A 12561-nucleotide genomic window follows, 5' to 3' on the forward strand; every position below is an offset into this window, starting at 1 on the left:
ATTTTTTGTTTAATTATTTTTGAATAATAGTTAAATTAAAAGTAGAGAAAAAATTATGCTTTTTGAATCCAAGAATTTAATTAAAACTTACCATATATAATCAATCGTCTAAAAGCATAAATAGAAGGGACAACTGGAAAATAGGTATCGATTCTTTTTTTAAATTCATTTGACAATTCTTCAAATTCATTTGGCTTTAAACGTTCCTGATAAACTTTTAATGCAGAGCCAGAAATAAAATCGAAAAAATCGTTTTTATTAGCAGAAATTAAGGGATATACTTTTTCGTAAAGGACCAAATCTTTGCCGCCATTTTGAAAAAGAATTTTAGCATATTCATCTAGAGTTAATACAGGAGAAGGACGTGTCCAATTATTCAAGTAAGATGAAAATGGTTCTTCTTGAACTAGGTTTAAAAGTATTTTGTTAAGAATATTTTCGTTTTGCTGTGGCATCTGAACGGCCAATTGTCCACCTGGATTTATACGAGAAATAATTTTTTTAAAAAGTTCATTGTGATTATCAATCCACTGCAATGCCGCATTAGAAAAAATTAAATCCCATTTGGTTTCATTTTCGAGCTGTTCTAAAATTGTTCTTTTTTCAAATTTAATATGCGATCCTAAGGGAGCTTTTGCCAACATTTCAGCAGAATTATCGATACCTAATACAATTGGATTAGTAAGTTTTTCGGACAATTTTTTTGTGAGTTCGCCTGTGCCGCATCCTAAATCGATAACTTTTAGGTTTGGTTTATCAACAATATGACTTGTAAGATCCAAAAAAGGTTTCGAACGTTCTTCTTTGAACTCGTTGTATTTTTTTGGATCCCAAGTCATAATCGGTTTATTTAAAATATAGTATTGCTAACGTTTTAAAATTAATGGGATCGCTTGTCCCATTTGTTTGAAAGTTCCAGTTATAACCTGATCTTTATCGAGAACGCCTTCATATTCTACCGCTAAATTTTCTACAGTAAATTTGAGGGTTGAATTTGCGAATGTTGTTGTTGTCACTGGAAGTCCAAATGCTTTTTGATCTGGACTGTCTAAAGTGGCGCTAAAACCATTTTCAGTTTTTGTAACATGCAAAACAAGATTAAGTTCTGCGCCGGGCACTTTCAAAACTCCCTTCCAATCACCTGTAATATCTTGGGCAAATGTGCTTAATGAAGTAAAAAAGAATAAAAGCAAAAAAGTAATTTTTTTCATGTTTTTAAATTTTAAAATGAAAGAGTAATTTTGAAATGCTGAATTAAAGTTAAGAATTTAAATTTATCAATCCTCTAAAAAATTGAATACCGCCAAATAAAATAGCTCCCCAAAAAATAAAGCCAATATTTGAAAGAGTCAAAATAGTACCGCCGGCAAACCATAAAGCTCCATAAATCATGTCTTTTCTAGCTTTATCATTTTTTGCTTCTTCTATTTGACCTTCGATATTCTCAACAACAAATGCTGCATTTTCTGGAGTAAGGCCTTGTGAGATCAAAGCATTTTTGGTTTCAGAAGCAGATTTCTCTTGATTTACCATCAAGTCAGCAGCATAATTGTAAAACTGACTTGAAATTTCTAATGAACTTGTTGCACTGGTTTCCATAAATTGATTTTTTAGATTTTGGTTTATTTTGATTAGTCGATCAAATATAAATACTTGAAATCGTAAATGTTTACGGGAAAGCGTAAGGATGAAATTTATTTATAAAAAAAACTGCAAGTTGTGAAGCTTGCAGTTTAGAGAAAATATTGGAAAAGTTATTTTTTGTCTTAATTTATAAATTTGAAATAGCTTTAAGGTCATGCCAAAAATGACTACAACCATTTACAAAATACTTATATATAATCTATAGTTAATTTATTACTATTTTTAAATGCAATAGACATTGGGTCTGGAAATACATCATAGAAATCTAAATTTATATCATTGCAGATATTTTTGACTAATGCTTGAGGTGAAATTTTATTATATTCTACGTCTGAAGACATTTTTGAATCGACATAACCAGGATATATTCCAAATACTTTAATATTATCTTCTGCTAAATCTTCTCTGATTAATTGCGTAAAAATATGTGCTGCCGTTTTTGATGCACAATACGTTGATAATCTTTTAATAACATAAAGACTTGCAATTGATAAAATATTAATTATAGTTGCATTTGAATTTGATTTTAGAGTAGGGATTAATTCGTTGGTGAGATTTACAACTCCAATATAATTTATATTCATTTCTAGTTTAGCATATTCATGAGCTTTTAAATTCAAAAAATTAGATTTCAACTCTATTCCAGCATTATTAATTAATATGTTAATATCTGTGTGGTTAGAGCAAAAATCTTTGATTTGATTACTATCTGTTACATCTAAAAGAAATGGAAATAAATTGTTAGGATGTAGAGATGCAAGAGCAGATAGTTTTTCTATATTTATTCCTGTAATATATATTTTCCTTACATTTTGATTTAATAACTCTTCTATGAAAGCTTTTCCTATGTCACCGTCAGCTCCTGTTAAGAGTACAACAGAATTACTAAATAAATTCATACTTTAAATTTTTATAAATAATGCGTAAAAATACTACAAAAAATATTTTGTTGTAATTTTATTTTTCTTTTAGAATGCAAAACGTATTTGCGATTTATTTTCTAAAATCTAAAATTTCTAAAAAAAGTATATCTTTAACCAACCCTAAACCAATAAAAATGCAAGAAAACGACCAAGAACATTTTAAAAGAGAACTCGGATTATTAGACGGAACCATGCTTGTTGTGGGTTCTATGATCGGATCTGGGATATTTATTGTTAGCGCCGATATCGCCAGACAAGTAGGATCTGCTGGATGGCTGACTTTAATTTGGCTGATCTCTGGATTGATTACGATTATTGCTGCCGTAAGTTATGGCGAATTAAGTGCAATGTTCCCAAAAGCGGGAGGACAATATGTATACTTAAAAGAAGCTTATAATAAATTAATTGCCTTTTTGTACGGCTGGAGTTTTTTTGCTGTGATTCAAACTGGAACAATTGCAGCGGTGGGAGTAGCTTTTTCGAAATTTGCTGCTTATTTGTATGAGCCCTTTAGTGATGAAAATATTCTTTATGAGTTAGGTTCTTTTAAACTTAATGCGGCGCAGTTAGTTTCTATTTTTACAATTGTTTTATTGACTTACATCAATAGCCGAGGCGTCAAAAACGGAAAAATTCTGCAAACGGTTTTAACGATTATTAAGATTTTATCATTGCTCGGATTAATAGTTTTTGGATTAACGCTTGCAGCAAAAGCTTCTGTTTGGGATGCAAACTGGGCAGATGGATGGAATACTCGTGCATTTGACAAAGAAACTGGATCATGGCTTCCAATTGGAGGATCAGCTTTAATAACTGGAATTTCTGCAGCAATGGTTGGATCTTTATTTTCCAGCGATGCCTGGAACGGTGTAACTTTTATTGCTGGTGAAATTAAAAATCCTAAACGTAATGTGGGTTTCAGTTTGTTTTTAGGAACTTTTATTGTAACGATTATTTATGTTTTAACAAATATTATGTATTTGGCAGTGATTCCGTTAGACGAAATTGCAACAGCAAAATCTGATCGTGTAGCGGTTGTAGCATCACAATATATTTTCGGGAACATTGGAACACTGATTATTGCAATCATGATTATGATTTCGACTTTTGCCTGTAACAACGGATTAATTATGGCAGGAGCAAGGGTTTATTACACAATGGCAAACGATGGATTGTTCTTTAAAAAAGCGGCTATTTTAAATAGTTCTAGTGTTCCAGCTTGGGCACTTTGGGCGCAGTGTGTTTGGGCTTCGGCTTTATGTTTGACAGGTAAATATGGTGATTTACTAGATTTTGTAATCATCATTGTTTTGATTTTTTACATTTTAACAATCTATGGAATCTTCATTTTACGCAAAAAAATGCCAGATGTCGAAAGACCTTACAAAGCTTTTGGATATCCGTTTTTGCCAATGTTGTATATTATTACAGCAACAGCAATTTGTATCTCTTTGCTAATCACAAAATTCTCTACCTGCGGCTGGGGAGTTTTAATTATGCTGACGGGTATTCCAGTTTATTATTTAACAAAGCCGAAAGAATAGTTAGTTCAAGTTATAAAATCCAATATAAAAAAGAACGCCTTGTTAAGTACACAAGGCGTTCTTTTTTGAGTAAATTCTATTTAAGAATCTGATAGATCGTTGTTAATTCTTTCTTCTGTTGGTCTCAGGAAAATTAGATATATAATAATAAGTATTCCGAATAATACAAAATCTGGTTTTAAAAGTAATATTAAAAAAGCTGCGCCTTCTAAAACTGCCCATCGCATAATAGATGCTGCTTGATAAATTCGCATTTTTTCTTCCGCTTTGAATTTTGGATCGATTTGTTTTAATTGTGATTTGAATAAAAAACTGCTAAAAACGAAAGCGAGGACAGGTATAGATACATAAACTAGAGATGTTGAATCTATTGTTGGAATGTCTAATTTTTCAATTGAAAGCTCTCCTAAAAAGTAATAAGCAAGAACTGTTCCGGCACAAATAGCAAGATGAATAACTTGTAAAGTTTTAATTTTCTCGTTCATGATATTGAATTTTAGGATAATGCAAGATAAAACTTAAAAGGCTATCAAATATAAAACTTTACTTCTTGATATTTTTTGGCTTTAAAATAAAAAAGACACTACGCAATTGTAGTGTCTTTAAAATGTAAAAAATCTATGAGTATTGTAAATTATACAATAGAAGGCTCAGTAGATGATTTTATAGTTGAATTAATAATAGACAAAGTCAGTGGGTCGCATTCTCCAGAGAAAAAAGCATCCAGAATTTCGTTAAATATCGGATTTGTATTTTCTACTAAAGAAAACAAAGTCATGCAAGAACGTAATTTTCGAGCGTCTAAATCGCCAAAAATTCCGTCTGCAGATTTTCTTTTGAAGGTTAATAAAAGCTCTGAAATCTCGATTAAATGTTTTCCTAGAATTGGATGTTCTAAATAATCAGATGCTTCTTTTAAATCATTAATGGCGTAAAGAATTGCAGTATCGCTTTTTCCTAAACCTTTAATTTGGGGAAAAATAAACCACATCCAGTGTGTTTCCTTTTTCCCTTTACTGATTTCAGAAAGAGCGGTAAGATAAAGTTTGTTTTGCGCATCTAAGAAGCGCGCTAAATCATTGTTTGAATATGCCATTACGGTATTGTATTTAAAAAAAGGTTGCAAAAATACTAAAAAAGATAGGGTCTGCCTAATAAAACGTTCATACAATCAGTAATTTAACTTTTTTCGACAGAATTTTCCTCTTCGTTATTGAGCCAAAAAACTGGCTCATTTTTAGTTACTAATAACTTACACATTTCGGCGGGTTTGCCTAAATGTTAAATTGATTCTTGGTAAAACATCTCGCGCGGTTTTCGGAACTTGGTGCTGCCAAAAGCTATTTGTTGTTCCGGACATCAATAAAAAAGAGCCATGATGCAGCGGGATTTCAACCTGCGGAATGTCTTTGTTGAATTTATGACGAAGCCTGAACATTCTAGTTTCACCAAAAGTAACCGATGCAATAATCGGGTTTGGTCCAGTATTGTGTTCTTTGTCGCTATGCCAGCCCACACCGTCATTTCCATCTCGGTATAAATTAAGCAGAACGGTATTAAAATCAAGCTGTGTTTCTTTCTCTACGCGGCCTCTAATAGTCAATAATTCGTAATTCCAGTCCGGACCTTTTGGATCTGCTCCTGGATTATCCTTGTCTTCATACCAGGCAATCATTCTGGGAACGGTGTAGATTTTATCGTAAATTTCCATTTCGTATTCTCTCCATTTGGTTTTACGGAGCAGTCTTTCATAAAAGCGATCAGATTCTTCTTTGGTGAAAAAATTATCGATCAAAATCAATTCAGAATCAGGAATGTCAAATACTTTTTTTCCTGCCAAACCTGGGGTAAATAATTCGGTGTCGTTAAATAATGTCATTGTTGCATTCATTTTTTATCAATTTCAATCCATACAGGAGCATGATCGCTTGTTTTTTCCCAGCCTCGCACATGACGGTCAACACCTCCAGAGCGCAATTCTTTTGCAATTTGAGGACTCAATAAAAAATGATCAATTCTCAATCCTGCATCACGTTCATAAGCATTTCTAAAATAATCCCAAAAAGTATAAATCTTCTCATCAGGATATAATTTCCGAATAGCATCTGTCCATCCCTGCGAAACAATAGTTGCAAAAGCTTTTCTGACTTCAGGCAGGAAAAGCGCATCTTTTACCCATTTTTCAGGTTTATAAACATCCAATTCTGTTGGCATAACATTATAGTCGCCAACAAGTATTACGGGAATTTTTAACTTCAATAGGGTTTCTGCACGCTCGGCCAAACGATCAAACCATTTCAGTTTATATTCAAGTTTTGGTCCCGGCGCAGGGTTTCCGTTTGGGAGATAAAGACAGGCAATTACAATTCCGTTAATTAAAGCTTCGACATAACGACTTTGGATATCTTCTTCATCACCTGGAAGAATACGGGTTATTTCTTCAATTTCCATGTTACGGGCAAGAATTGCCACGCCGTTCCATTGTTTTTGTCCGTGCCAAATAGCATTGTAACCCACATCATTTATCGCTTTAAGCGGAAATTTATCCTGTGGTGCTTTTAATTCCTGAAGGCAGACAATATCTGGAGCAGCTTCTTCAAGCCAGCGCAGTAATACATTTAAGCGTCCGTTAACTCCGTTTACATTATAGGTTGCTATTTTCATGGTACATTTAATTAGTTGTAATATTAAATTTACTGATAATTAAGTATTTAATTCTATTCTTGGTTAAGGAACTGTTTCTTAAAGAATACTTTACCTGGATATTTTTCTGCGTAAGCAAAAATCAAATGCACAATGTATTGATTGCTTTTATAGGGCGTAACATAGTTTTTTACTTCTGATGGATCTGTAATCGAAACATCTGTCGGAATATGTCCCATACCATAAAAATGACCGTTTTCAATCCAAATACAACTTCGTTCGTCTTTGGTTCTCCCTTTATCAATAATGGCAAAAGTGGGACGGTTGTTTAACAGAAAATCAATTGCATTATCAACTTGCTGATTATGAAGCAAGGCATCAGGCAGACTTTTTATATCATTATTCTGAAAAAGCTCCCCATCTTCAGGTCTGGAATATTTGCAGAATCTTTGATCAATTTCAAATTGTTCAGACAGCTCTCTCAGTAAATTTATAGCGTTATACAAACTATTAAATTCATGAATACAAGTCTGAAATTTGGTTAGTTTTCCAACGGCTAAATATTTATATCCGTTTCTTGCTTCATACTGGTAAATTCCAAATTTCGCCTCAAAGCGCTTTAATGCTCTATTGTAAGTTGGCCAGAGTTTCTTGATTTCGGTACATTCTAATAACAAAGCCATTAATTCGGTTGCGCAGACTTCAAACGAAATTCCGTGAATATCACGCAGAAAATGCTGCCTTTGCGAATTAATTTTGTGCCCGCTAAAATGAGAAGCAACGCGTTTTTTTAAGTTAATCGCTTTTCCAACATAAATCACCTTTTTCTGCTGATTATAAAAATAATAAACGCCTGGTTTTTCGGGTAAATTATTAAAATCTTCTGGAGGTAAATTTGGTGGCAAACGCTGGTCTTCAGATGTTTTTTTGATCATTTTGTTGATCTCGCCTGCATCATCCCATTCCAATAATAAAGAAAACAATATAGCAGTAGCATCTGCATCTCCGCCGGCGCGGTGCCTGTTTTCTAAACAGATATTTAAGGAGTTACACAGATTCCCTAAACTATACGATCCCAATCCTGGTTTAATTTTTCGTGCTGCGCGAACGGTACACAATTTTCTGGCAGTCCATTTAAAACCAGCTTGTTCCAATTGATGACGAACAAATGAATAATCGAAGTTGACGTTATGCGCGACGAAAATACGATCGGTAAGCATTTCGAGTACTTTCTCCGAAATATCATCAAAAATAGGTGCATTGGACACCATTTCGTTATTAATCCCTGTTAAACCAAAAATAGAAAGTGGTATTTCTTTTTCGGGGTTTACAAGCGTTTCATAACGGTCAATTACATTTTTACCATCATGAATAATAATGGCAATTTCTGTAATGCGGCTGCCACTGGCATTCCCGCCTGTGGTTTCAATATCGACTATGGCATATTCCGTATTTCTCATCTTTATATAACGTAAAATCTATTTCTTCATTTGTTATTTTAATGCTAAAATTTCATTCGATGTCTCGGCAGATTAATTTCATGTCCCTGCGGATAAGGTTCGCGATGCGTAGGACTAACATCCTCCTTAATTAATCGCTGTGTTTTAAACTGATCTTTTGCATCCATATAACGAGGATCGGGGATAAAAGGCATCTTGGCCATTTTGAGGATCGTTATGGTTGGAAAGTGATAATCGACTTCTACATTTCCTAAAAGCAAATAACAGCCTCCGCCCTGAAAAGGATGCTGCGCCAGACTATCAGGAAAATGCGCCGTGTCAAAATAAGAGCCTTCATGATCAATCCAAGTTCCAAAATACATATTTCCTTTTTTGGTAGGAACCTGTTTTCGGGCAATTAAATAAGCCAGCATTCGAACCTGTTTTTTATGATGCGAGACAAGATCTTTTGCCATAACATCGCCGCGGTATTTGGTTTGTAATAAATCAAAAACGGTACAGGATACAGGAAAACTCAAAAGCTCGATTTCATCAAAAGCATCTTCAAAAACAGAACGATCTAAAGTTGGAAGCTTATATTCTTTAACGGGTTCTTGTAAAAGCATCAAACTTCTGTTTTCTGGTTTAAAATTATTTAAAAGTAAACTGGCAATAACGAGAAGCTGATTTTTGGTTTTTCCTGTAAAGCGAAAAGCATCTATAAAAATCAAAATTTTAATACTTTCAATACCAATTGGAATTCGGTTGATAAAATCCTCCAAAGAAATAAATTCACCATTTTTCTCCCGATCCGATTCGATCAAATTTGCTATTTTCGATTCTAAACCCTGCAGGTGCATAAAACCTAGATAGATATCATTTCCATAAACCGTAGTTTGATATTCACTTTTATTCACACACGGATTAAGGATCGCTGCGCCAGACATACGTGCTTCGTGTACATAAACTTCTGTTCTGTAAAATCCGCCTTGATTATTAATAACCGCTGTCATAAACTCTACAGGATAATTGATCTTGAGATATAAACTTTGGTAACTTTCTACCGCATAAGAAGCAGAGTGCGCTTTACAAAATGAAAATCCTGCAAACGATTCAATCTGGCGGTAAATTTCCTGACTAAGAGCTTCAGGATGTCCTTTTTGGGCACACGAAGCAAAGAAATTATCTTTTACTTTTTGAAGCGCTTCTTTAGAACGCCCTTTTCCAGACATGGCGCGACGCAGAATATCACCGTCTGCTGCAGGAACGCCTCCGTAATGCTGGGCAATTTTGATCACATCTTCCTGATAAACCATAATACCATAGGTTTCGCCAAGATGTTCTTTGAAAACCTCATGAAAATATTGAAACTGATCTGGATTATTATGACGAAAAATATATTCTTTCATCATTCCGGATTGTGCAACGCCGGGGCGAATAATTGAAGAAGCCGCTACAAGAATCCTATAATTATCACAATTTAAACGGCGTAATAATCCACGCATTGCGGGACTTTCGATATAGAAACAGCCAATGGTTTTTCCTTGTGCCAAATGAACATTGCATACAGCTTCATCTTTAGATATAGAAGTGTCACGAATATCCACTTTTATGCCTCGGTTTTTTTCGATTAGTTTTACGCTGTCATCGATATGCCCAATGCCACGCTGACTTAGAATATCGAATTTTTCGAAACCAATTTCTTCGGCAATATGCATGTCAAAAAGTACAATAGGAAAACCTTTTGGAGGCATTTCCAACGGCGTATAATTGGTGATCGGTTCTTCAGAAATAATAATACCACAGGCATGCATACTGCGCTGATTAGGATATTTATTCATCATAAGACTATAATACTGAACCAGCTGTACAATAGAATTAGTTTCTTGCAATGCCATTGGATTTTTGGCCAGCATATCTAATTCTTCTTTTGGAAGACCAAAAACTTTCCCGACTTCCCTGAAAATAGAACGGTGTTTGAATTCTACATTGGTACCGCAAAAAGCAACATGATCGCGGCCATATTTATCAAAAATATATTCTAAAATTATATTACGCTCTTTCCAGCTCCAATCGATGTCAAAATCGGGCGGACTTTTACGATTTAAATTTAAAAATCGCTCAAAATACAAATCCAATTCTAATGGGCAAATATCTGTAATGCCTAAACAATAGGCTATAATACTATTGGCACCGCTGCCTCGGCCAATATGCATAAAACCCTGACTATTGCTGTAGCGTACAATATCCCAAGTAATTAAAAAATAACCGCTGAACTCTAATTTATCGATCACTTTTAGTTCCTTTTCTATACGCTTTTTTGCTTCTGGATTCTCGTTTCCATAACGTCTTTTTAATCCTTTCATAGCCAAGTCGGTAAGCATTTTTAAATCTTCCTGACGACTTGTAGTAAAGAATTTTTTGTTTTTTGGAGTAGAAAAATCATATTCAAAATTGCAGGAATTAATAATTTTCTCTGTGTTAATTATAATTTCAGGATACTTTTCATAAAAAGGTAACAGCGATTCTACAGGCAACATTTTTTCAGAAGTTCTGCAATAATCAGCTTCTGTTAATTTTGATAAGATAATATTCGTATCAATTGCACGCAGAATTTTATGCAGATTAAATTCTTTTTTATTTCTGAAAGTTACCGATTGCAGTACAACCATTTTAGAAATTTTATCTTTATGTTCTGATGTGAAAAGTCTTGAAACTTCTTCGGGACGAATGCCGATAAATTCATTTTCACGAAGAACTTTCGGAGCATTTTCTAAAGTATAAATTACAAAAACCGATTTGAATTCGGGTGCAGTTAATGGCAGTTTTTCTCCGCTGAAATTATGATTCGTTAAAAAACGATTCATTTCAGCCAAACCTTCAGCATTTTGAGCCAAACCGATATATCGAAACTCATGACTGCATCGAAACTCCATTCCGACCAATGGTTTAATCTCTTTTTCAATACATGCTTTTATAAAATCATAAATTCCTGTTACTGTATTAATATCAGTAAGTGCCATTGCTTTAACACCATAGGAAACGGCCTCCTCGATAAGTTTATCAAGAGGAATTGTGCCGTAACGTAATGAATGATATGAATGACAATTGAGATACATTATTTACTGCGTTTTAAAATTTCGTCTTTGTTATTGGGTTTAAAAGAAGCTCCGGCACAGCGCATTACGGCATCAAAGCCATAACGGTTTTTCATTTTATCCATAGCGGCATAAAGTGAAAGCATTTCCTGAGTATCTTCAAAAAGATCAATTTGGTAGGTGCCTCTAACTAATCCGCTAAAGCGAACACCAATCAAACGTAAACGCATACGACGCTGATACAATTTCTCAAAAAGTTCCATTACATTTTTGGTCAAAACGTGATCTGCTGATGTATAAGCTACTCTGCATTGTTTGGTTTCTGTATCAAAATTGGCATAACGTATTTTAACCGTAACTGTTGAGGTTAACCATTGTTCAGATCGAAGCTGAAAAGCCAGTTTTTCGACCATTCCTAAAAGCACTCTTTTTAGTTTGGCAATATCGATTGTATCCTGAGCAAAAGTATGTTCGGTAGAAATTGATTTTCTTTCACTGTAAGGTTCTACAGGCGTATGGTCGATTCCGTTGGCTTTTTTCCAGATGTCCAAACCATTTTTTCCAATCATCTGCTGTAAAACCTCAGGAGGCATTTCTGCTAAAGTCTGAATTTTACGAACACCAATTCGGGATAAAAGCTGAAAAGTGACATTTCCAACCATCGGGATTTTTTGAATCGATAACGGATTTAAAAAAGCCTGAACTCCTTGCTCAGGAATTTCGAGATTCCCTACAGGTTTGCCTTCGCCAGTTGCAATTTTAGAAACAGTTTTATTAATAGATAGCGAAAAACTAATTGGCAGACCAGTTTCTTTTATTACAGATTTTGCCAATTCATCTGTCCATTTATAGCTTCCGTGAAATTTATCCATTCCAGTAATATCCAGATAAAATTCATCGATACTGGCTTTTTCTAAAACGGGTGCTTTTTCCTGAAGAATTTGAGTAACATCGTGCGATAATTGTGAATACAATTCCATGTCCCCTTTCATAACTTTTGCATCTGGACAAAGTTTCAGCGCCATTTGAATAGGCATTGCAGAACGCACCCCAAATTTGCGGGCTTCATAAGAACAAGAGGCTACAACGCCACGATCACCTCCACCAATAATAAGAGGTTTGTCTCTTAATTCTGAGTTGGTTAGTCGTTCACAGGATACAAAAAAAGTATCCAAATCCATGTGTACAATTGCCCTTGCCATTTTCTTGTTTTTGTATGAAACAAAATTAACACAGATGATAACAATTTTTTGTATATTTGCTGTTCCAA

At 34.2% G+C, this 12561-nt stretch carries 12 protein-coding genes; 1 reads left to right on the top strand and 11 read right to left on the bottom strand.

Features of this window, described 5'->3' with window-relative positions; genetic code table 11:
- Positions 1-80: 80 nt before the first annotated feature.
- The 4 genes from QMG60_RS09110 to QMG60_RS09125 all read right to left on the bottom strand — a co-directional run bounded on the left by QMG60_RS09110 (position 81) and on the right by QMG60_RS09125 (position 2543).
- On the bottom strand, positions 81-839 hold the full coding sequence (locus QMG60_RS09110) for a methyltransferase domain-containing protein (protein WP_281867559.1): 759 nt from the start codon (positions 837-839) through the stop codon (positions 81-83).
- Between the two features lie 27 nt (positions 840-866).
- Entirely contained in the window at positions 867-1211 is a 345-nt protein-coding gene (locus QMG60_RS09115) for a hypothetical protein (protein ID WP_281867561.1), read from the bottom strand.
- 49 nt (positions 1212-1260) lie between these two features.
- Positions 1261-1599: a hypothetical protein gene (locus QMG60_RS09120; protein ID WP_057117040.1), complete on the bottom strand. Its 339-nt coding sequence runs from the start codon at positions 1597-1599 to the stop codon at positions 1261-1263.
- Between the two features lie 233 nt (positions 1600-1832).
- Positions 1833-2543, bottom strand: coding sequence for an SDR family NAD(P)-dependent oxidoreductase (locus QMG60_RS09125; RefSeq protein ID WP_281867563.1), 711 nt, complete (start codon positions 2541-2543; stop codon positions 1833-1835).
- Positions 2544-2701: 158 nt separating this feature from the next.
- On the opposite strand from QMG60_RS09125, the gene QMG60_RS09130 reads away from it, so the two are divergent.
- Complete coding sequence (locus tag QMG60_RS09130) at positions 2702-4111, top strand: amino acid permease (RefSeq protein WP_057117653.1); 1410 nt, start codon at positions 2702-2704, stop codon at positions 4109-4111.
- An 80-nt stretch (positions 4112-4191) separates the two neighbouring features.
- Here QMG60_RS09130 and QMG60_RS09135 read toward each other — a convergent pair whose 3' ends face one another.
- From QMG60_RS09135 to dinB, 7 genes are all read right to left on the bottom strand, one after another.
- Complete coding sequence (locus tag QMG60_RS09135) at positions 4192-4596, bottom strand: hypothetical protein (protein WP_057117038.1); 405 nt, start codon at positions 4594-4596, stop codon at positions 4192-4194.
- 149 nt (positions 4597-4745) lie between these two features.
- Positions 4746-5207: a DUF1810 domain-containing protein gene (locus QMG60_RS09140; RefSeq protein WP_057117037.1), complete on the bottom strand. Its 462-nt coding sequence runs from the start codon at positions 5205-5207 to the stop codon at positions 4746-4748.
- A 156-nt stretch (positions 5208-5363) separates the two neighbouring features.
- Positions 5364-5990, bottom strand: coding sequence for an alpha-ketoglutarate-dependent dioxygenase AlkB (locus tag QMG60_RS09145; RefSeq protein WP_134139671.1), 627 nt, complete (start codon positions 5988-5990; stop codon positions 5364-5366).
- A gap of 8 nt (positions 5991-5998) precedes the next feature.
- Complete coding sequence (gene xth / locus QMG60_RS09150; protein ID WP_281867565.1) at positions 5999-6775, bottom strand: exodeoxyribonuclease III; 777 nt, start codon at positions 6773-6775, stop codon at positions 5999-6001.
- 53 nt (positions 6776-6828) lie between these two features.
- Complete coding sequence (locus QMG60_RS09155) at positions 6829-8214, bottom strand: exonuclease domain-containing protein (protein WP_281867567.1); 1386 nt, start codon at positions 8212-8214, stop codon at positions 6829-6831.
- Positions 8215-8258: 44 nt separating this feature from the next.
- On the bottom strand, positions 8259-11312 hold the full coding sequence (gene dnaE / locus QMG60_RS09160; RefSeq protein WP_281867568.1) for a DNA polymerase III subunit alpha: 3054 nt from the start codon (positions 11310-11312) through the stop codon (positions 8259-8261).
- On the bottom strand, positions 11312-12493 hold the full coding sequence (gene dinB / locus QMG60_RS09165; protein ID WP_057117033.1) for a DNA polymerase IV: 1182 nt from the start codon (positions 12491-12493) through the stop codon (positions 11312-11314). Before dinB ends, dnaE begins: the two co-directional genes overlap by 1 nt.
- Between the last annotated feature and the right edge of the window lie 68 nt (positions 12494-12561).

The organism is Flavobacterium sp. GSB-24 (genome assembly GCF_027924665.1).
Classification (GTDB): domain Bacteria; phylum Bacteroidota; class Bacteroidia; order Flavobacteriales; family Flavobacteriaceae; genus Flavobacterium.